This is a genomic window from Mesorhizobium abyssinicae, assembly GCF_049887195.1.
GTDB classification, from domain to species: domain Bacteria; phylum Pseudomonadota; class Alphaproteobacteria; order Rhizobiales; family Rhizobiaceae; genus Mesorhizobium; species Mesorhizobium abyssinicae.
The window spans coordinates 305,498-326,358 of sequence record NZ_JARAKC010000004.1 but is presented as its reverse complement, the minus strand read 5'-3'; the positions used below and the strand labels follow the sequence as shown (position 1 = coordinate 326,358).

The window sequence follows — 20,861 nt, the reverse complement described above, 5'->3', positions numbered from 1 at the left end:
CACGATAACCCGAAAGCCTCAGGCCAGCGCCGCGTCGGTGATGCGGAACTGCACCGTACGGTTGCCGTTCCAGTAATTGCCGGACAGCGACCCTGCGATATGCACCGTCCTGCCCCGGTTCCTGAACAGGAATTCGCCGAGCGCCGTATCGACGGCGCGAAAGGCGATCGCCTGGATGCGGCCGCCGCTTTGCGACTGCAGCTCGGCGCGGATGTGGTTGGTGCCGACCGGCCGCGCGTCGGTCAGCCGGTGGCGCGGCAGCGCGAACACCGGTGCGACATGGCCGGCGCCGAACGGACCGGCCTTTTCCAGCGCGTCGAGCAGGGAGAGCGTCGCCCCCTCGGCGGCGAGCGCGCCGTCGATCGCCAGGCTCTCCTCGTCCTGCAGCCTGAACACATCGGCCGCCGCGCGCTCTTCGAAAAAGGCGCGTAGCGCGCCGAGCCCGGCCCGCTCGACCGTGATGCCGGCCGCCATGCCGTGGCCGCCGCCCTTGACGATCAGACCGGCATCGGCCGCCTCGCGAACCAGCCGCCCGAGATCGAAGCCCGACACCGATCGCCCCGAGCCGGTGCCGACGCCATTGGCGTTGAAGGCGATGGCGAAGGCCGGCCGCCGTGCATGGTCCTTGAGCCGCGAGGCGAGCAGCCCGACAATGCCCGGATGCCAGGTCTGGCTGGCGGTGACGACGATGGCCGGGCCATTGCCACCGGCGAGTTCGGCGTCGGCCTCGGCGCGCGCCTCGGCCAGCATCTCCAGCTCCATCTGCTGGCGCTCCTGGTTCAGCCGGTCCAGCGTCTCGGCGATCGTGCCGGCCTCGACTGGATCGTCGGTGGCTAGCAGGCGGCTGCCAAGCGCGGCGTCGCCGATGCGCCCGCCGGCATTGATGCGCGGCCCGATCAGATAGGCCAGGTGAAAGGTGCTGATCGGCTCGCCGATGCGCGACACCCGGGCAAGAGCCGCCAGCCCCTCGTTTCTCTGCTGGCGCGCCACCTGCAGCCCCTTGACGACGAAGGCGCGGTTGACGCCGGTGAGCGGCACCACGTCACAGACGGTGGCGAGCGCCACCAGGTCGAGCAACGACAGAAGGTCCGGCGGCGCCGCCGCGGGCAGCCGGCCGCGCAGCACCTTCGCCGTCTGCACCAGGCAGAGGAAAACGACGCCGGCGGCGCAAAGATGGCCCTGCCCGGAAAGATCGTCTTCGCGGTTGGGATTGACCACCGCGTTCGCCGCCGGCAGCGGTCCGCCGACCTGGTGGTGGTCGAGCACCACGACATCGGCGCCCGCTTCCTGCGCCGCCTCGATGGAGACGGCGCTGTTGGTGCCGCAGTCGACGGTGACGATCAGCTTGGCGCCGCGCGAGACGAGGTCGCGCATGGCTTCCGGATTGGGGCCGTACCCCTCGAAGATGCGGTCGGGAATATAGATTTCCGACGGCACCGAGAAATGCGCCAGGAAACGTTTCAGCAGCGCCGACGACGCGGCGCCGTCGACATCGTAGTCGCCGAAGATCGCCACCTTCTCCTTGGCGACGATCGCTTCCGCGATGCGCGCCGCCGCCCTGTCCATGTCGGTGAGCGAGGCCGGGTTCGGCAACAGGTCGCGGATCGTCGGGTCGAGGAAGCGCTCGGTCTGATCGGCGGTGACGCCGCGTCCGGCCAGCACGCGTGCGACGATGTCGGGCACGCCATGGCCCTGGGCGATGGCGAGCGCGTTCATATCCTGCCGTTCGGTCAGCCGGTGCTCCCAGGAGACACCAGTGGCCGACTGCCTGACATCCAGGAAAAGCCGTCTTTCGCCCGTCATGCGACGCGCCGCCCGCATATTTTCATAGTGCCGATACTAATATGCGACGGCTAATCGGGACGGAATCAAAACTTTTCCAGATCCTGGTGGCGCGCCTTGATCTCGCGCACCGTCCGCGACGAGGACCGCAGCACGATGGTGTGGGTGGTGATGAAGGTGCGGCCGAACTTGACGCCGTCGAGCATGTTGCCGTCGGTGACGCCGGTTGCCGCGAACAGCACGTCGCCGCGCGCCATGTCCTTCGCCTGATAGACCCGTTTCGGATCGGAAATGCCCATCTTGGCGGCGCGCGCCACCTTCTCCGGCGTGTCGAGGATCAGCCGGCCCTGCATCTGGCCGCCGGTGCAGCGCAGCGCCGCCGCCGCCAGCACGCCTTCCGGCGCGCCGCCGGTGCCGAGATAGATGTCGATGCCGGTTTCTTCCGGATCGGTGGTGTGGATGACGCCGGCGACATCGCCGTCGCCGATCAGCCGGATCGCCGCGCCCGTCGCGCGCACCGCATCGATCAGCTTGGCGTGGCGCGGGCGGTCGAGGATGCAGGCGGTGATGTCGGACACCGCGACACCCTTGGCCTTGGCCAGGCTGGCGATGTTGTCGGCCGGCGCGGCATCGATGTCGATGACGCCGTCGGCATAGCCGGGACCGATGGCGATCTTGTCCATATAGACGTCGGGCGCGAACAGCAGGCTGCCCTTTTCCGCGATGGCGATGACCGCCAGCGCGTTGGGCAGGTTCTTGGCGCAGATCGTCGTGCCTTCGAGCGGATCGAGCGCGATATCGACCGCCGGGCCTTTGCCGGTGCCGACCTCCTCGCCGATGTAGAGCATCGGCGCTTCGTCGCGCTCGCCCTCGCCGATCACCACCGTGCCCTTGATGGCGAGGCGGTTGAGCTCCTGGCGCATGGCATCGACAGCGACCTGGTCGGCCGCCTTCTCGTCACCCCGCCCGCGCAGTCTGGCGGCCGCCACCGCTGCCCGCTCGGTGACGCGCACCAGCTCCATGGTGAGTATCCGGTCGAGGCCGGCGACAATGTTCTGCGCGATGTTCATAAGCGGCAGTTCCTCGTTGAAACGCTGCCTCCCGCCAGAGGCGCGTTTCTTGTGTCAAAGCTCCGTGACAACGGCAAGACTTGGCCGCGGATTTTTTTGAAATCCAAGCAATATCAATCGATTAAAGGCGAGTTTGGCTATTCCGCCCGCTCGATGCGGATCACCTGCGGCTTGTCGGTCAAATGGCCGTCCTTGGTGATGCCTTCGACAGCCTTGCGCACCGCGGCCTCCGTCGTCTCGTGGGTGACGAGGATGACGGTCTTCTGGGCGTCGGTTTCCGGCCCGGCCGCCTGCTGGACGATCGATTCCAGCGAGATGTCGTTGTCGGCCATGCGCTTGGCGATCGCGGCGAAGACGCCGATGCGATCGTGCACGGTGAGCCGGATGAAATAGCCGCCGGCATGGCTGCGCATCTGCGCCCGCTTGTAGGGCTTCAGCTCCTTCGCCGGGCGGCCGAAGACCGGACCGTGCTGGAAGCCCGGCCGACTCTTGGCGATGTCGGCAATATCGCCGATCACCGCCGAGGCGGTGGCGTTGCCGCCGGCGCCGGGGCCGGAAAGCAGGAGCTCGCCCAGGATGTCGGTCTCGATCGCCACCGCGTTGGTGACGCCGTGCACCTGCGCGATGACGGAAGCCGTCGGCACCATGGTCGGGTGCACGCGCTGCTCGATGCCGCTCTCGGTGCGCTGCGCGACGCCGAGCAGCTTGATGCGGTAGCCGAGATCGCCGGCCGCGCGGATGTCGGCCTGGCTGATGTTGGAGATGCCTTCCATGTAGATGTCGTTGGCGGCGATCTTCGTGCCGAAGGCAAGGCTGGTCAGGATCGACAGCTTGTGCGCGGTGTCGTGGCCCTCGATGTCGAAGGTCGGATCGGCTTCGGCATAGCCGAGCCGTTGCGCGTCCTTCAGGCAGGCGTCGAAGGTGATGCCCTCGGCTTCCATGCGGGTCAGGATATAGTTGCAGGTGCCGTTGAGGATGCCGAAGACGCGGGTGACCGAATTGCCGGCCATCGCCTCGCGCATCGTCTTGATCACCGGGATGCCGCCGGCGACCGCCGCTTCGTAGTTCAGCAGCACGCCCTTCTTCTCGGCGATCTCGGCCAGCTGCACGCCATGCTTGGCCAGCAGCGCCTTGTTGGCGGTGACCACATGGCGGCCGGCCTCGAGTGCTGCTTTCACCGAGGCCCGCGCGGGGCCCTCGTCGCCGCCGATCAGTTCGACGAAGACGTCGATGTCGGCCGTCTCCGCCATCTTGACCGCATCGTCGAACCATTGAGCGCCACCAAGATCGACGCCGCGGTCGCGCTTGGGATCGCGTGCCGAGACGGCTGCCACCACGATGTCGCGGCCGCACTGGCGGGTGAGCTCGGCCGCCTTGTCGCGCAGCACGCGCGCCACCGAGGCGCCGACCGTGCCGAGGCCGGCAATTCCAACACGCAACGCTTCAGCCATGTCCGGCGATGCCCCTCAAAAATTCGATCGGTGATGTCAGGCGAACTCAGCGGTGCGCGGAGAGCGGCACCACATTGTTGGGCTGCTTGGCGGTGGACGCCAGGAAGCGCTTGATGTTGCGGGCCGCCTGGCGGATGCGGTGCTCGTTCTCGACCAGCGCCACGCGCACGAAATCGTCGCCATGCTCGCCGAAGCCGACGCCGGGCGCCACCGCCACGTCGGCGTGCTCGATCAAGAGCTTGGAGAATTCGAGCGAGCCGAGGTGACGGAACTGCTCCGGGATCGGCGCCCAGGCGAACATCGAGGCCGCCGGCGCCGGAATGGTCCAGCCGGCGCGGCTGAAGGAATCGACCATCACGTCGCGGCGCTTGTGGTAGACCTCGCGCACCTCGGCGATGTCGGCGCCGTCGCCGTTGAGCGCATGCGCCGCCGCCACCTGGATCGGCGTGAAGGCGCCGTAGTCGAGATAGGACTTCACCCGCGTCAGCGCCGAGATCAGCCGCTCGTTGCCGACGGCGAAGCCCATGCGCCAGCCGGGCATGGAAAAGGTCTTCGACATTGAGGTGAACTCGACGCAGACGTCGATCGCGCCCGGCACCTGCAGCACCGAGGGCGGCGGATTGCCGTCGAAATAGATCTCGGAATAGGCGAGATCCGACAGGATGATGATGTCGTTCTTCTTGGCGAAGGCGACGACGTCCTTGTAGAAATCGAGCGAGGCAACCAGCGCCGTCGGGTTCGACGGATAGTTGAGGATCAGCGCCAGCGGCTTCGGGATCGAGTGCCGGATGCCGCGCTCGACCGCCGGGATGAAGCCGTCGTCGGGTTCCACCTGCAGCGAGCGGATGACGCCGCCCGACATGATGAAGCCGAAAGCGTGGATCGGATAGGTCGGATTCGGGCAGAGGATCACGTCGCCGGGCGCGGTGATCGCCTGCGCCATGTTGGCGAAGCCTTCCTTCGAGCCAAGCGTCGCCACCACCTGCGTGTCGGGATTGAGCTTCACGCCGAAGCGGCGCTGATAGTACGCCGCCTGGGCGCGGCGCAGGCCCGGAATGCCGCGCGAGGAGGAATACCGATGCGTGCGCGGATCGCGCACCACTTCGCACAATTTGTCGACGATGGCCTTCGGCGTCGGCAGGTCCGGATTGCCCATCCCAAGGTCGATGATGTCGGCGCCGCGCGAGCGGGCGCTGGCCTTCAGCCGGTTGACCTGCTCGAACACGTAAGGCGGAAGCCGGCGGACCTTGTGAAATTCTTCCATGTCAGTTCCAGACATTCAAAGGTGGTTTTCGGCGCGCGATATATCCCTAATTGCAGCTAGGGTCGAGGGCGGGATCGCATTTCGTCTCGATCTGCTTCAGCGCCTGGTCGCCATGGTTCTTGGCCAGCGAGTTGAGCGCCGCCGGGCTTGCGGTCTGGCCGCCGCCACCGCTCTTGGCGAGTTGCGCCTGCTGCTCGCCCTTCAACTGGGCAAGCTTGGCGTCCGTCTCCTCCTTGGTGAGCTGCTTGGCGGCCACTTGCGGCGGAATGTTGAGGTTCGGATAGGAACCGGTGTCCTTCGGTCCTTCGACGCCGGCGACCGGCGCCGTATTCGAAGTGTTGCTGGTCGAGCAGCCGCCCGCCGCCAGCATGCCGGCCGACAGCAACGCCATCGCCGCGGCAATGCGGCAAATGCGACCGGCGTCCGAAAAAACCGTCTTGCCAATATTAATCGTCATATTGTTTTCCTGGCAGCCGGGTTAGAGCGTGTTGGACCCGGTCAGATGTCCCATGATAATATGTCAAGAAAACGCCCCGGGAGGAACCCCGCGAACCATGTCCAAAGCTGCCGATTCGGACAAAGCGGAAGATGGCGGACCTTCGTCGGTCGAGCAATATCTGGTCAAGGACCCGGAACGCTTCGCGTTGAACATGGCGCGCATGGTCGAGCAGGCCGGCAAGGCGGCTTCCGCCTGGGCCGAGCCGCGCGAGAAGGGCGAGGTGCGCGACCACGTCGCCGAGCCTGTCGTCGACATGGTCAAGACCTTCTCCAAGCTCAGCGAGTACTGGCTGGCCGACCCGCAGCGCGCGCTGGAGGCGCAGACGCGGCTGTTCGCCGGCTACATGACGGTATGGGCAAACGCTATCCAGCGTGTCAGCCCGAATGGCGAGGCGCCGCCTGACGACGCCGTCAAGCCCGAACGCGGCGACAAGCGCTTCCAGGACCCGGAATGGGGCCGCAACGCCTTCTTCGATTTCCTGAAGCAGGCCTATCTCGTCACCTCGCGCTGGGCGGCCGATCTGGTCGAGCATGCCGAGGGTCTCGACGAGCACACGCGCCACAAGGCCAGCTTCTACGTCAAGCAGGTGTCCAACGCGATCGCGCCGTCGAACTTCATCCTGACCAACCCGGAACTGTTCCGAGAGACCGTCGCCTCCAACGGAGAGAACCTGGTTCGCGGCATGAAGATGCTGGCTGAGGATATCGCCGCCGGCAAGGGCGACCTGAAGCTCCGCCAGGCCGACTATTCGCCCTTCGAGATCGGCAAGAACGTGGCGACGACGCCCGGCAAGGTGGTCGGTCGCAGCGACGTCGCCGAGATCATCCAGTACGATCCGGTGACCGAGACCGTGCTCAAGCGTCCCTTGCTGATCTGCCCGCCGTGGATCAACAAGTTCTACATCCTCGATCTCAACCCGCAGAAATCCTTCATCCGCTGGGCGATCGAGCAGGGCCACACCGTCTTCGTCATCTCCTGGATCAATCCGGACGAGCGCCACGGCTCCAAGGGTTGGGAAGCCTATATCCGCGAAGGCCTGCAATTCGGCCTCGACATGGTCGAGAAGGCCACCGGCGAGAAGGAAGTCAACGCCATCGGCTACTGCGTCGGCGGCACGCTGCTCGCCGCGGCGCTGGCGCTGTTGGCGCAAGAGGGCGACAACCGCATCAAATCGGCGACCTTCTTCACCACGCAGGTCGACTTCACCTATGCCGGCGACCTGAAAGTATTCGTCGACGAGGACCAGGTCGCGGCGGTCGAGCGGTCGATGAACGAGAAGGGCTATCTCGACGGCACCAAGATGGCGACCGCCTTCAACATGCTGCGCTCGGGCGACCTGATCTGGCCCTATGTCATCAACAACTACATGCGCGGCAAGGATCCCCTGCCCTTCGACCTCTTGTACTGGAATGCCGATTCGACCCGCATGGCGGCGGCCAACCATTCCTTCTACCTGCGCAACTGCTATCTCGAGAACAACCTCTCGCGCGGCACTATGGAGCTTGCCGGCCGCACCGTCTCGCTGGGCGACATCAGGATCCCCGTCTACAACCTGGCCACCAAGGAGGATCACATCGCGCCTGCGCTGTCGGTGTTCCTCGGCTCGCGCTATTTCGGCGGCAACGTCGAATATGTGGTGGCGGGCTCCGGCCACATCGCCGGTGTCGTCAATCCGCCGGCCGCGAAGAAGTATCAGTACTGGACCGGCGGCAAACCGGTGGGTGATTTCGGCCAGTGGTTCGCCGCCGCCGTGGAGCATCCCGGCTCCTGGTGGACGCACTGGCAGCACTGGGTCGAGACCCAGGACAAAGCCCGCGTGCCGGCGCGCAAACCCGGCAAGCATATGAAAACCTTGGGCGATGCGCCGGGCACCTATGTCAAGGTGCGCGTGTAACAGTCTGTAATGTCTGGTGAGTTGACGGCCCGCTAAAACAGGTCGAAATGGTGGCGTCAACTATCTGGCGGCTTCATTTCGCCTGGAAAAAACGATTACTTCCGAGGCTTGCAGATTTGACACAGGTCCCGTTTCCGGTTTGGGAACAGAACAGCCGTTGCGAGGGGCGTAGAACGCTGCGGCGATGACCAGACGGCCGGATACCGAGGGGGAATTTAGTTTTGAGATCAGGTGGTTGGCGTCTCGCGCGGAGGGAAGGTCGCAGCATTGCGGCAGCGCTTTTCTCAGTGCTTCTGGCCTCCTGCACCTCCGCCGGCGACCCCACGATGTCGGTCGGCATGCCCGGCTACAATACCACCACCACCGAGATGAGCGCTGCAACCGGCGCCAAGCCAGCGACCTCGACCGATTCGTCTCTGCAGGTGACGTCGGCCTCATCGGAGGCGGTGTCGACCGTGATGAGCGAGGACGACAAGCCTCTGCCTGAGAAGGTTGCCTACGTACCGGTGACGAAGCCCGGATCGGCCTTCCCGATCAACGTGCCCGCCGGCGCCGACACCATCGCCGGCAACACGCCGCAGCCACTGGTGCAGCAGGCCCAGGCAGCCGAGCAGACGCAGGCCGTCGCGCAGCAGGTCGCCGCTGGCGATGCCGCCGCGACCGCAGCCAAGCCGCAGGCCGAGGCCGCCGCGCGGCCGATGAACAACGGCGTCTACGTGACCGCCGGCGAAGCACCCCAGCAGCCGATCGCCGCGCCGAAGAAGGGCCTGTTTGCCTCGCTGTTCAGCACCGCGCCGGCGTCGGCGGCGCCCACGCCGCTGGTCAACACGCGCTCGGGCGAACAGCCGGCGGCCGCCAAGGCGACTGCGCCCGCCAAGCCGATCATCACGCTCGCTTCCGCCACCCCGGCCGAAAAGCCGGTGCAACTGGCCTCGCTCGACGACCCGAGCAACCACATCACCGGCGCCGATGCCTTGCCCGGCGTGCGCCAGACGGCGCTATTCGAGATCAAGCGCAAGTCCGGCATCGACGACGAGAGCGACGTCGACCTCAACGAGGATGAGGGCGGCTCCTACCAGGTGGCGTCGGCCGCCGGCATGGCGCGGCTCGCGCCCAACGGCCTCTTGAAGCAGAACGAAAGCGTCGACGTCGCCTGCCTGAAGCCGTCGCTGGTGCGGGTGCTGAAGACGATCGAGGGCCACTATGGCCGCAAGATGGTCGTCACCTCAGGCTATCGCGACCCGTCCCGCAACCGCCGCGCCAACGGCGCCAAGAATTCGCTGCACATGTATTGCGCCGCCGCCGACATCCAGGTTCCCGGCGTCTCCAAATGGGAGCTGGCAAGCTACGTCCGCTCCATGCCCGGCCGCGGCGGCGTCGGCACCTACTGCCACACCGAATCCATCCATGTTGACGTCGGTCCCGAGCGCGACTGGAACTGGCGCTGCCGCCGGCGCAGCGGCGGCGGCGACGGCTGATCCTTCACCAGCCTTGCCGATTGCCGGCACCGTTTCCGAAACCGCTTGGGCTCGAAACCCATCTCCCGGCGTGCCCAAATCGCGATTTTTGCCACTGTTGAAAAAAGTTGTCGCAGGCGGCGGCAGACGGGTTGCCGGTTGCGAACAACGCAATTATAAGCCGCTTCATCTGAGCGCGCCCATCGTCTAGCGGTCAGGACACCGCCCTTTCACGGCGGTAACAGGGGTTCGATTCCCCTTGGGCGTACCAAATTCCCAAGTGCCTTGATTTCATTGAGTGTTCGAAGACGCTTCCGAACAAACGAGAGAGTTGTTCCACCGAGCGCAGCGCTGTGTTGTCCTCGGCGTTCCCTGTGGCCCCCCACAGCCGTCATCGCAGTCCTGCACGGGAAGTGGCTCTAAGTTCCACTAGGCCGCGTTTCGGGCCCGCTGGTTGATCGGCCTTCCGCCTCGGCCAAGCTGATCTCGAGGCTCTCGATCAGCGCCCGATAGCGCGGATGATCGCGCAGCGGATTCATATCCACGTCCTGCGCCATCCAGTGCACTTGCTGCAATCCAAGCTGCGGCACGCTGTGCTCCAACGTGTCGATAGCCTTTTCGACTGCGCCGATCGCCGCCAGGAAACACGCGACATTGTAGTGGCTGTTGTAGTCCTCCGGATCGATGGTGATCGCGCGCTCGGCCCACTCAAGGGCGCGTTCCTCCAGGCCGAGATTGTGGAGGATGTAACAGCCATAGGCATAGGCTGCCCCATCGTCCGGATACAGTTGCATGGCTTTCTCGATGCGGGTCAGCACCCCCCGTGAAAGCCTGTGGGCCTCCTCCTCGTCGCCCAGGGTCTTGCGGCAATCCCACAGCATGCACATCGCACCATAGCTGTTGCGATCGACCTCCGCCGCCTTCTCATAGGCGGCTGCGGCCTCTGCAAACTTGCGCTCCATGCGCAGCACGTCGCCCAGGGTCCTGTGCGCCTCGTAGAGATTGGGATCGAGCGCGATTGCTCGCCGGCAGGCAACGCCTGCCAGCTCGATCTGCTCCTTCTGGAAATGTGCCATCGCGTCGGCCACGTGTGCTTCCGCCAGCGTCGAGTCCAAGGCCAGCGCGCGCTGCGCCTCGGCGCTCAAGGTGACAAGATTTGCGCTGCGATCTCCGGATCTCAGCAACATGCCTTCAGCCAGCGCCAGCCCGGCCCGCGCCAGCGCGTATTCGGGATCGATCTCGAGCGCTCGCTGGTAGAGGCGTCGGGCGGAAAGGTGATTGCGACGGCCCAGGCGCAGGAAATGCTGCCGTCCCATCAGGTAATATTGATAGGCTTCGACGTTCTCGGTCGTGCGCTTGCCGATGGCAGCATGCTCGGCCGGCATCAGCCGGATTTTCAGGGCATCGACGATGGCCCGCGCGATCTCGTCCTGGAGCGCAAATATGTCGTTGAGATCGCGGTCGTAGCGCTCGGCCCACAGATGATGCCCACTCATCCCGTCGATCAACTGCGCGGTGATGCGAACGCGACTACCCGCCTTGCGCACGCTGCCTTCCAGCACATGCGAAACGCGCAATTGCCGCGCCGCTTCGCTCACGTCCATTGCCTTGCCTTTGAGGGCGAAGGTCGTGTTGCGCGCAGTGACCGCCAGTGCGCCGACCTTGCTGAGGTCCGTTATGATGTCCTCGGTGATTCCGTCAGAGAAATACTCCTGTTCGGGGTCGCCGCTCATGTTGTTGAAGGGAAGGACGGCGATCGACGGCTTGGCCCGGATGGCCGGCTCGGCTTTCTCTCGAGCGATCGAGGCAATGGATCGGGGCGGCACGTCTGCGAAGAGGTCGACGTTATAGACCCTGACCGGCCGCTCGATGTTCTTCAGCATCTGCTCGCCCGTATCTTCGAAGGCCAAGTCGAGCCGGTTGCCGACATTGTCGCGGACCGAGCCGGATACTGCTACGCCGCCCGGCCTGGCCATGCTCTCGATACGCGCCGCGATGTTGACGCCGTCGCCGTAAATGTCGTTGTCCTCGACAATGACATCGCCGAGATGGACGCCGATGCGGAACTCGATCCGCCTGTCTTCCGAAACGTCGACATTGCGCTCGCGCATTTTGCGCTGGATCTCGGCGGCACACGCCACGGCGTTCACCACGCTTGGGAATTCGACCAGCATGCCGTCGCCGGTGAGCTTGACGATCCGCCCCCGGTGTTCGGCAATCTTGGCGTCCGCCATCTCGCGTCGGTGGGTCTTCAGCGCCGCCAGCGTGCCCGCCTCGTCCAGCCCCATGAGCCTGGAGTAGCCGACCACATCGGCAGCGAGGATCGCGGTAAGCCGGCGCTCCATAAGTGAAGTCCGAGTTGTTCAGAGAAGTCCAAAGTATCAGGTTCGATGGTACGTGCTACATGGAAATTCCGCTGCCGCAGCCCTTGGGCATCAGGTGGGATTGTGGCTCTGCCCTACTCCATTTGAGGTATGCCCTGACGTAAGGACAGCCTTTTGCGCATGTGCTAATAAGCCATGGCAGGAGGGATGCCATGCCGTCCTTGAGGTGGGCTGCTATTGTCGCGCTTGCCGCGACGCTCAGCAATACGACACCGATAGCCGCCGCCGAAACAGTCGGCAAGGCCGTCGTGATCAAGACTGCCGTCACCGGCGCAACCGGACCGCTGGTGGTCAGCGCGCCCGTTCATCGGGACGAACGTATCAGGACATCCAATACCGGGCTTGGCCAATTCGTGTTCCTTGATGGCACCAAACTGGCTGTCGGGTGGGGTTCTTCCGTCGTCATCGACAAGTACGTCTTCAACGATGATAATTCGGTGAAGAACCTTACCATCCGCGCCGCCAAAGGAACGTTTCGCTGGATAAGCGGAAGCTCGTCCTCGTCCGCCTACCAGATCGTCACGCCCGCGGGCACGATAGGCGTGCGGGGAACAGCATTCGACGTTCACATCGCGCCCAACGGCAAAACCGCCGTCGTGCTCCTGAAGGGGTCGGCTCGGTTCTGCAGCGGTGGCGGATGCAGGGAACTGAAGCAGCGCTGCGATTGTGTGGTCGCCTCGCCATCAGGCGCAATGAGCGACGTTACCAAGGTCAATCGATCTGTGCTCACCGCACTCGGCACCCAGCGGGCGTTGCCGTTTCTGACCGGCACTCAGCAGCTTTCGGGAGGCTTCGGTACCGGCGGAAATTGCGGGCTTGCGGCCGCCATTCAGCAGGAGCATACGCCGCGGCCGCAGCAGCAACGGGCGCCCAGTCCACCCAGTCCGGGCACACCCAATCCGCCGGATCCGCCGGACCCGCCGGCCCCGCCAACGGATGACGGCAACAACGGTCATGGAAATGACCCGGGCAAGCACGACCCCAGCAATCCCGGAAAATCCTACGGTCCTGGCCGAAAATACTGATAGGGCAAGCGCAACAGACAGCCGCTCTTTTTCCTGGCGCGTCCTGTGCTCGGCTTCGCTGGCCGGTCGGGGCTGAGTCCTTCTAGATCGGTGTGGCCGAAAAAGAGCAGCGAGCGCGGCGGCCAACTGCCCTGTCCAAATGCAGGTCAGGAGTTGGAGCCGAATTGTTGCTCCGCATAGCCGGCATTCGCTTCCACCGCCGCTCCCGCCCGTTTGGCAAGAAAATCATCCGCTCTGCGCGATATCCTGCCATAGAAGTCCTGCAGGCCCGCCGGCAGGCCCGCGGCCTTGGCTTTGGCCGCCGCGATGATCTTTCGGCTGCCTGGCGAGCGCGAACGCAACGCCTCGATGAGCTTGCCGTGCAGAAGCCGCAATTCCGCAAAATCCGGCGACGAGGCAACACTTTCATCGCCGACGACGGCATTGATTCTCGTCCTCGCCCTTTTTCCCTTGAGCTCCAGCGATCCCGCGTCGAGGAAAGCCCAGCCTGGCAGCGATCTTACGGTGTCGTCGGACGCGAGGATGTCGAAGCTCACCGTCTTGCACACCGTCTCGATACGCGCTGCGGTGTTCACTGCGTCGCCCACCGCCGAATAGTTGAATCGCGACTCGGCACCCATGTTTCCGACGCAGGCGACGCCGGTATGGATTCCGATGCCGATGCGAACCGTCTGCTCGGCCCCGAATCCGAATGCGTCGCTTTCGTTGAGACGAGCAATCGTCTCGCGCATGGCCAATGCCGCGCGAACGGCTTTGGCGGGATGATCGGCGACATCGATCGGGGCATTCCAAAAGGCCATGATCGAATCGCCGATGAACTTGTCGAGTGTGCCTTCATTGGCGGTGACATGACGGCTGAGCGCGTCGAGAAGCGTGTTCAGAAACCCCACGACGGCGGTGGGCGGCAGTCTTTCGCTGATCTCTGTGAAGTTGCGTACATCCACAAACATCACGGTCAGCTCGCGGTCGTCGCCGCCAAGGCGAAGCGCGTCGCGGGTGTGCTCGATACGGTAGAGCAGCGATGGCGACAAATATTGACCGAACGCCCGCCGGATCGCGCGCCGCTCCCGGTCAGTCACCAGGAAGCGGAAAGAGGTGGTCGCGAAATGCGTCATCGAGCCCATGACGATTGGCGCAAACGGGTCGAACAGCAGTCCCGCAAGCGAAAAGGCAAGCCATGATGCAACGAGCGCCATGCCGGTGATCGCCAGGCCGCAGGCGAGAGCAATCGCAGGGCTCACGAAAATCGTGAGAAGCACCAGAAGGCTGCCCAGCATCGCGATCGACGCGATTTCCAGCCCGTTTGCCCAGTCGGGCCGCGACAGATAGTGGCCGGACAGTACCTGTTCAACCATCTGCGCGTGGAGCGACACGCCCGGCACGTTCTCACCGAGCGCCGTGACACGAATATCCTGCAGCCCGGCGGAGGAGGTGCCGACAAACACGATGTTGCCCTCGATCGCGGCCCTTGTTTGGGGCGAGACGCCATTGGGTGCAAGCACGTCCTTCGCCGAAACATACCGTTCCGCCCTGTCGGGGCTGACATAGAGCCAGAGTTCGCCTGCCGAGGTCACCGGGATAACGAAGTCGCCGATCTTGACGGAGGTCATTATGCCCTGCCCCTCCGGCGCGCCGGCAATCAGATAGGTGGAGGCGCCCTGCGCTACCCTCATGGCTTCGAGAGCAAGACCCGGATAGAGCTGCTCGCCATCACTCAGAAAGAGTGGAGCTGTCCTCACGACAGCGGTCGATTTGCCTGGATTGAGGCTGATATGTCCGATGCCGGCGGCATTGGCCTCAAGCTGCGGCCGCAGCGGTGTGGCTGCCTTGATATGGGGAGGAGCATCGACCGGGCTCTCGCCCGTAAAGGCAATGCCAGCCTTCACCTGCGGATGATAGTTCCCTTCGTTGGAGATGCCGTAACCCAGGACAACCGGCTTGCCGGCGATCGACCGGGCGAAGATCTCGTCGTTGTCGGGCAGGCGATCGAGCAGGGCAGGATCGATGCCTGGCACGTCGCGGACAACAGTGCGAGGCGACAGACGATCGGGCTCGGCGAAAAGGATGTCGAATGCGATGACTGCCGCGCCAAGCTCCGTCAGCCTATCGACCAGAGCCGCCATGCGATCCCTGGGCCACGGCCACTGCCCGAACTGCCGCAACGAAGCCTCGTCGATGTCGACCACGCGGACGGGCATCGCCTCGAAGCTGCGAGGTGCCAGCCGCTGATATTGGTCGAACGTCGCTTCGCGGGCGAGTCTCAACGGCTGCGGGTCGCTCGCCCGGACAATGGTCAGCGCCGCTACCAGCGACAGGCCCAGGACGACGCCGGCCAACTGAGCGCGTGTCATGACCTCTGCACCAGTTGCCGTGCCGCGAATCCGTCCTGCATGGTCCCGCCGGGAAGTAGCTTCTCGAACCCCAGGCTAGGCTGCATTGTTCCCGGCGAAAGCGCAATCGCTAACCCTACCGCCCTAAGGAGTAGTGCAGTTCTGGCGCTGGCGACTTGCGTAGCCACGACGACTCAACCGCCGAAAACGCGAGATCGCTTCCATCCAAAGAGGCGGAATCCGCCTCGGACAGAAACGCGCTGTTAACGCCGTTCGCGCGTGACAGGAGTCGGCCTCAGCTCGAAAGTGTAAAGTTCGACCTGCTCTCAGCCGTGGAGGCGGGAATGCATTTGCTTCGGATGGCACTTCTGTGCGCGGCCATTGGCGGCCTGGCAGGGCCGCTGGCCGTTAGCGCTGAGGAGCAGCCTGCTCCGCCGAACGGGCAAGCGGTGCCAGAGCAGCCGGCAGTTCATTGCGAGGGGCAAAATTGCCTGCCCCCGGCTGAGGACCCTGTCCTGGAGTGCAAGGGGCAAGACTGCGCGCCGGCTCCAGCGACGGACCAGACGCCGGCTCCGGAGATTGAACAGGTCAAGTGAGCAAGCATCAGCCGGAATCTGGAACCAGCAAGTCGAGCGACGTCGACCAGATCTGCATTTCCGGCAAGAGGGGCACAAGGTGCCTGCGCTTTCGCGAGGCGCCTGGAGGGCTTCAGGGATGGGACGGCGACAAGCCGGACCTGAAATTCAGCCGCTAGATGCCGGCGAAGGCGGGCGATGCAAGCTACGCCCGCAGTCCCCTCGCCTCGCCGCCGCGCTTGCCGGGAACCATCATGTCCCTGGCGAGCAGGCCGCTGACGCGGCAGAACGCCATGAACGCGCGGCAGGCATCCTCGGTCTTGACCACGTCCACCGTGGCGCCGAAGCAGGCATTGAAGGCGGCCTCATGGACCTTGCCCTGGCGGCGCGTCGGCCATGCCTGCAGGAAATCCAGCGCCTGCTCGACGCCGTAGATCTCCTCGACCGGCAGGCCGGGCGCCGGGGTAATGCGCACCGGCACCTCGAATTGCAATCTGTCCATTCCAAGTCTCCCCGACCGGTGCTGTCACGGCACCGGCGTTCGTCCTGAAAAATCGCTTTGGCCGGGCTTTTGACTCAGGAATGTGTCCTGAGTGCGGTAAGCCCGGCCTGCGCTCATTGGTTGGCCGGATCGGTCTCTGCCTCGAAAGCCATGCGGCTGACGAAGAACAGGGCGTAGGCCGAGGGCACGGCGAAAATGTTCCCGCCATGCCGAGCGTCTCGGCGACCGCCCAATAAACGGTTCCGATGCAGATGATCACCTGAACCGAGAGAAACAGCGCGGCCGAGGCACCGCGCGTCAGTGTCTTGAATGTCTTGATGCGTTGCATTGAGCATGCTTCCGAAAATGGCGCGCCACGCGGCGACGGACGGCCGACGGCCGCCGCGCGCACGCGACGCGAAAGAATGGGGAATGGTTGAAGGCGCGGTCCGCGACCGCTGGGATCAAGCGAAAGGCGGCGCGCGCGGCTGGTTGCTGCTCGCCTGCCGCAAGTGTGGAGCCGCCGGCGCGGCTGCCGCCTGGATCGGCGAAACCTGGTCGACGAGGAGTGCAAGGGTCGCCGGCGCAAGCGCGCCGGTTCCGCTGCTCAGGAACTTGACCGGCAGCGCCCGGCCGGCGCGGATTTCGAGCGCCCGCGTCTTGCCGGTGATGCGCAGCAGCGCGACCTGCTCGCCCTGCCGCGCCACGCTGATGCCGGCGCCGCCCGAAGCGGCAGCGCCGATCGCCTGCTGCTGGGCGAGACCGAGCAGCGACACCAGCAGCAGGGCCATCAGCCCCGAGCAGGCCGCCCTGATCAGCGACGGCGATGATCTTGCGCGCGTGGACGCCATCAAGTCTCCAACTCTTCCCTTCGCCCTATCCGGTCGAGCCGCAAAAGGAAAGCACCGCGCCGATCCGGCGCCGGACAAGGCTGGGACAATCCGCCTTACGGGCCAAATAGAGCGGGCTTAAGTCCGTCTGCGGCAGTTCGTCCTTGAACCTTGCGGCTTCCGGTGCCAAATCTGGGGAGATTTTCGCGACGGCTCGTATCAGAAGCCAACCCACCCGGTAAACGAACGTAAATGGTCACCTATCTCGACGCCGCCACGGCACCGCTCAGAAACACCGGCCAGATCCGCCTCTATGGCGAGGAAGGCTTTGCCGGCATGCGCAAGGCCTGCGAGCTCACCGCCCGTTGCCTCGACGAGCTGGTGCCGATGGTCGCGCCCGGCGTCACCACCGAGACGATCGACCGCTTCGTCTTTGAGTTCGGCATGGACCATGGCGCGCTGCCGGCAACGCTCAACTATCGCGGCTACACAAAATCGTCCTGCACCTCGATCAACCATGTCGTCTGCCACGGCATTCCCGACAACAAGCCGCTGAAGGATGGCGACATCGTCAACATCGACGTCACCTACATCCTCGACGGCTGGCACGGCGATTCCTCGCGCATGTATCCGGTGGGCACCATCAAGCGCGCCGCCGAGCGCCTGCTCGAGGTCACCCATGAATGCCTGATGCGCGGCATCGCCGCGATCAGGCCCGGCGCCCGCACCGGCGCCATCGGCGCCGCCATCCAGACCTATGCCGAGGCAGAGCGCTGCTCGGTGGTGCGCGATTTCTGCGGCCACGGCGTCGGCCAGCTCTTCCACGACGCGCCCAACATCCTGCACTACGGCACCGCCACCGAAGGCGTCGAGATGCGGCCGGGCATGATCTTCACTGTCGAGCCGATGATCAATCTCGGCCGCCCGCATGTGAAGGTGCTGTCGGACGGCTGGACGGCGGTGACGCGCGACCGCTCGCTGTCGGCGCAGTACGAGCACACGATCGGCGTCACCGACACCGGCTGCGAGATCTTCACGCTCTCGCCGAAAAAACTCGACCGCCCCGGCCTGCCGGCCTAGTCTTCCGTCCTTTCAGGGGGCAGGCATGGGAAAAACCGGCGATGACGAGCGGGGATTTTTCTCCGAGCGGTGGATCGAACCGCCGGCCGGCAAAGCGACGGCCGAAAAGAAGGCGACACCAGAACAGCCGCACTATCATGGCCATCGCGACCGTTTGCGCGAGCGTTTCACGGCCGCCGGCGCCGACGCCCTCCCCGACTACGAACTTCTCGAACTGCTGCTCTTCCGGCTGATCCCGCGCGTCGACACCAAGCCGATCGCCAAGGCGCTGCTGGCGCGCTTCGGCACCTTCGCCGAAGTGCTTGGCGCGCCAGTGGCGCTGCTGCAGGAGGTGAAGGGCATCGGCCCCTCGGTGGCGGTCGACCTGAAGGTGATCGCTGCTTCGGCGCAGCGCATGGCGCGCGGCGAGGTGCGCGGCCGCGAAATCGTCGCGAACTGGACGCAGCTTCTCGACTATTGCCGGTCAGTCATGGCCTTCGAGAACCGCGAGCAGTTCCGCGTGCTGTTCCTCGACAAGAAGAACGGGCTGATCGCCGACGAGGTGCAGCAGGTCGGCACCGTCGACCACACGCCGGTCTATCCGCGCGAGGTGGTCAAGCGCGCGCTGGAACTCTCGGCCAGCGCCATCATCCTGGTGCACAACCATCCGTCCGGCGACCCGACCCCGTCGCGCGCGGACATCGAGATGACCAAGCAGATCATCGACACCGCAAAGCCGCTCGGCATCGCCGTCCACGACCACCTCATCATCGGCAGGAAAGGCAATGCGAGTATGAAGGGACTGCTGTTGATCTGAGCTCGGTGTCGATCTCCGCCCCGCGCTGGCGACATGGCTCGACGAAAGCACAAGTAGCAGGACCGCTCTTCGCCGCAACCTCGTTCCTTTCGCATTTGACGCATAGCGGACTACTCGTCATGCTGAACCGATGACACGGGGCGTGCTGCTGGACCTCGCAGGCGTCATCTATGATGGCGGGACCGCCATATCGGGCGGGGTCGACGCCGTCGCCCGTCTGCGGCGGGCCGGTTTTTCCATACGCTTCGTCAGCAACACCACGCGCTCGTCGAAGCAACGGGTTCTCGACCATCTCGCGGCGATTGGCCTGATCGCGGCCAAGGCGGACGTCTTCACGCCGGCGCAGGCCGCGCGCGAATGGCTGCTTCGCAATGGCCGCGCGCCATATCTTTTGGTCCACCCCGGTCTCGAGCCGGACTTTCACGAACTGCCGGACCGCGACAAGCGCGCCGTCATCATCGGCGATGCCGGCGAGACCTTGACCTATGCGGTGCTGAACGACGCCTTCCGCGAATTGACCGCGGGGGCCGAACTGCTGGCTCTCGCCACCAATCGGACCTTTCGCGATGCCGACGGCGGGCTCAGCCTCGATGCGGGACCGTTCGTGGCGGCGCTGGAATTTGCCTCGCTGAAACGCGCCACCGTTCTCGGCAAACCGTCACCGGCATTCTTTCTCTCGGCGCTGGCCTCGATGAACTGCCCGCCGGATCGGGCCATCATGGTCGGAGACGACGCCGAGGCCGACATAGCCGGCGCGCTCCGCGCGGGGCTTTCGGGCGCCCTGCTGGTGCGCACCGGCAAATATCGCCGCGGCGACGAAAAGCGGTTCGACCCGCCGCCGACCGCGACCGTCGCAGATCTCGCGGCGGCGGCCGACTGGATCATCGCGCGCTCCGGTCCGGACTGAAATCCAGCCGCCGCGACCGCAGGACGCGCCACTTTGTCCACATATATTTCCTACCCATAGTCGGCTCTGGAATTTCAACCGCAAATCACGCTATGATGATCTTGGCACTCGCCGGGACGGCTCCGCGCCCCCTCGATTGCCGGGAGGACGGGACATGGCCATTGCGCTTGTACTCGTTTTGGTTGTTGTGGGCTCGGTGCTGTTTCACTTCCTGAGCCCATGGTGGTGGACGCCGATTGCCTCGAACTGGGACTATATCGACCACACCATCATCATAACCTTCTGGATCACCGGCGTCGTCTTCGCCGCCGTGGTGCTTTTCATGGCCTATTGCGTGTTCCGCTTCCGTCACCGGGAGGGCAGCCGCGCCGCCTATGAACCGGAGAACAAGCGCCTCGAATGGTGGCTGACGGTCATCACCGGGGTCGGCGTCACCGCTCTCCTGGTGCCCGGCCTGTTCGTCTGGAGCCGCTTCGTCAATGTCCCGAGCGACGCGACCGAGGTCGAGGTCATCGGCCAGCAATGGCAATGGAGCTTCCGCTTGCCCGGCAAGGACGGCAAGCTCGGCACCTCGGACACCCGCGACATAACGGCTGAAAATCCGCTCGGCGTCATCCCCGGCGATCCCAACGGCCAGGACGACGTCGTGGTCGAGGCCGCCGATCTGCACCTGCCGATCGGCAAGCCGGTCAAGATGGTGCTGCGCTCGGTCGACGTGCTGCACGATTTCTACATACCGGAATTCCGCGCCAAGATGGACATGATCCCGGGCTCGGTCACCTATTTCTGGTTCACGCCGACCAGGACCGGAACCTTCCAGGTCCTGTGCGCGGAACTCTGCGGCCAGGGCCACCCGCTGATGCACGGCGTGGTCATGGTCGACACCGAACAGGACTACCTGGCCTGGCTGGGCCAGCAGCAGACTTTCGCGCAACTGTCGGCGCCCCAGAAGACGGGCTCGGCCGACCAGGCGACGGCGTCTGGTCTGAACGTTGCGGCAAAGCTCGAAACTGTCGAGGCTCGCTGAACAGGGCAC

Annotated in this window: 18 protein-coding genes and 1 tRNA gene; 9 read left to right on the top strand and 10 right to left on the bottom strand. The window is 64.9% G+C overall.

Annotated elements, in window-relative coordinates:
- Window positions 1-18: 18 nt before the first annotated feature.
- From recJ to PU724_RS11920, 5 genes are all read right to left on the bottom strand, one after another.
- On the bottom strand, window positions 19-1,803 hold the full coding sequence (gene recJ, locus PU724_RS11940) for a single-stranded-DNA-specific exonuclease RecJ (RefSeq protein WP_354422078.1): 1,785 nt from the start codon (window positions 1,801-1,803) through the stop codon (window positions 19-21).
- Window positions 1,804-1,868: 65 nt separating this feature from the next.
- Complete coding sequence (gene glpX / locus PU724_RS11935; protein WP_128276238.1) at window positions 1,869-2,852, bottom strand: class II fructose-bisphosphatase; 984 nt, start codon at window positions 2,850-2,852, stop codon at window positions 1,869-1,871.
- A 137-nt stretch (window positions 2,853-2,989) separates the two neighbouring features.
- On the bottom strand, window positions 2,990-4,303 hold the full coding sequence (locus tag PU724_RS11930) for a homoserine dehydrogenase (RefSeq protein ID WP_292102009.1): 1,314 nt from the start codon (window positions 4,301-4,303) through the stop codon (window positions 2,990-2,992).
- Between the two features lie 46 nt (window positions 4,304-4,349).
- Window positions 4,350-5,567: an LL-diaminopimelate aminotransferase gene (locus PU724_RS11925; RefSeq protein WP_292102008.1), complete on the bottom strand. Its 1,218-nt coding sequence runs from the start codon at window positions 5,565-5,567 to the stop codon at window positions 4,350-4,352.
- Window positions 5,568-5,613: 46 nt separating this feature from the next.
- On the bottom strand, window positions 5,614-6,024 hold the full coding sequence (locus PU724_RS11920) for a hypothetical protein (protein WP_320319937.1): 411 nt from the start codon (window positions 6,022-6,024) through the stop codon (window positions 5,614-5,616).
- Window positions 6,025-6,121: 97 nt separating this feature from the next.
- On the opposite strand from PU724_RS11920, the gene phaC reads away from it, so the two are divergent.
- From phaC to PU724_RS11905, 3 genes are all read left to right on the top strand, one after another.
- Window positions 6,122-7,960 (top strand): class I poly(R)-hydroxyalkanoic acid synthase, encoded by a 1,839-nt coding sequence (gene phaC / locus PU724_RS11915; protein WP_127283310.1) that lies wholly within the window; start codon window positions 6,122-6,124, stop codon window positions 7,958-7,960.
- Window positions 7,961-8,286: 326 nt separating this feature from the next.
- Window positions 8,287-9,438, top strand: a complete 1,152-nt coding sequence (locus tag PU724_RS11910) for a YcbK family protein (RefSeq protein WP_245493296.1) — start codon at window positions 8,287-8,289, stop codon at window positions 9,436-9,438.
- A 175-nt stretch (window positions 9,439-9,613) separates the two neighbouring features.
- Window positions 9,614-9,688, top strand: a tRNA-Glu gene (locus PU724_RS11905).
- 148 nt (window positions 9,689-9,836) lie between these two features.
- Here PU724_RS11905 and PU724_RS11900 read toward each other — a convergent pair.
- Entirely contained in the window at window positions 9,837-11,762 is a 1,926-nt protein-coding gene (locus PU724_RS11900; protein WP_354422081.1) for a TPR end-of-group domain-containing protein, read from the bottom strand.
- A gap of 191 nt (window positions 11,763-11,953) precedes the next feature.
- Between PU724_RS11900 and PU724_RS11895 the strand changes: the two genes are divergently transcribed.
- On the top strand, window positions 11,954-12,826 hold the full coding sequence (locus tag PU724_RS11895; RefSeq protein WP_354422083.1) for a FecR family protein: 873 nt from the start codon (window positions 11,954-11,956) through the stop codon (window positions 12,824-12,826).
- A 146-nt stretch (window positions 12,827-12,972) separates the two neighbouring features.
- Here PU724_RS11895 and PU724_RS11890 read toward each other — a convergent pair whose 3' ends face one another.
- A complete protein-coding gene (locus tag PU724_RS11890; protein WP_354422085.1) occupies window positions 12,973-15,177 on the bottom strand; it encodes a CHASE2 domain-containing protein in 2,205 nt (734 codons plus the stop codon).
- A gap of 571 nt (window positions 15,178-15,748) precedes the next feature.
- Between PU724_RS11890 and PU724_RS11885 the strand changes: the two genes are divergently transcribed.
- Window positions 15,749-15,910 (top strand): hypothetical protein, encoded by a 162-nt coding sequence (locus PU724_RS11885; protein WP_354422478.1) that lies wholly within the window; start codon window positions 15,749-15,751, stop codon window positions 15,908-15,910.
- Between the two features lie 26 nt (window positions 15,911-15,936).
- On the opposite strand, the gene PU724_RS11880 is transcribed toward PU724_RS11885, so the two are convergent.
- From PU724_RS11880 to PU724_RS11870, 3 genes are all read right to left on the bottom strand, one after another.
- Complete coding sequence (locus PU724_RS11880; protein WP_292104664.1) at window positions 15,937-16,233, bottom strand: DUF982 domain-containing protein; 297 nt, start codon at window positions 16,231-16,233, stop codon at window positions 15,937-15,939.
- Window positions 16,234-16,346: 113 nt separating this feature from the next.
- Window positions 16,347-16,568 carry a hypothetical protein gene (locus tag PU724_RS11875; protein WP_426213195.1) on the bottom strand — a complete coding sequence of 74 codons (222 nt, stop codon included), beginning with the start codon at window positions 16,566-16,568 and terminating at the stop codon, window positions 16,347-16,349.
- Between the two features lie 108 nt (window positions 16,569-16,676).
- Entirely contained in the window at window positions 16,677-17,063 is a 387-nt protein-coding gene (locus PU724_RS11870; RefSeq protein WP_354422087.1) for a hypothetical protein, read from the bottom strand.
- A 231-nt stretch (window positions 17,064-17,294) separates the two neighbouring features.
- Here PU724_RS11870 and map point away from each other — a divergent pair, with 231 nt between their 5' ends.
- From map to PU724_RS11850, 4 genes are all read left to right on the top strand, one after another.
- On the top strand, window positions 17,295-18,122 hold the full coding sequence (gene map, locus PU724_RS11865; RefSeq protein ID WP_292350753.1) for a type I methionyl aminopeptidase: 828 nt from the start codon (window positions 17,295-17,297) through the stop codon (window positions 18,120-18,122).
- Window positions 18,123-18,147: 25 nt separating this feature from the next.
- Window positions 18,148-18,918 (top strand): RadC family protein, encoded by a 771-nt coding sequence (gene radC, locus PU724_RS11860; RefSeq protein ID WP_354422089.1) that lies wholly within the window; start codon window positions 18,148-18,150, stop codon window positions 18,916-18,918.
- Between the two features lie 130 nt (window positions 18,919-19,048).
- Window positions 19,049-19,825 (top strand): TIGR01458 family HAD-type hydrolase, encoded by a 777-nt coding sequence (locus PU724_RS11855; RefSeq protein ID WP_426213194.1) that lies wholly within the window; start codon window positions 19,049-19,051, stop codon window positions 19,823-19,825.
- A 154-nt stretch (window positions 19,826-19,979) separates the two neighbouring features.
- Window positions 19,980-20,852 carry a cytochrome c oxidase subunit II gene (locus PU724_RS11850; RefSeq protein WP_127284343.1) on the top strand — a complete coding sequence of 291 codons (873 nt, stop codon included), beginning with the start codon at window positions 19,980-19,982 and terminating at the stop codon, window positions 20,850-20,852.
- Window positions 20,853-20,861 lie beyond the last annotated feature (9 nt).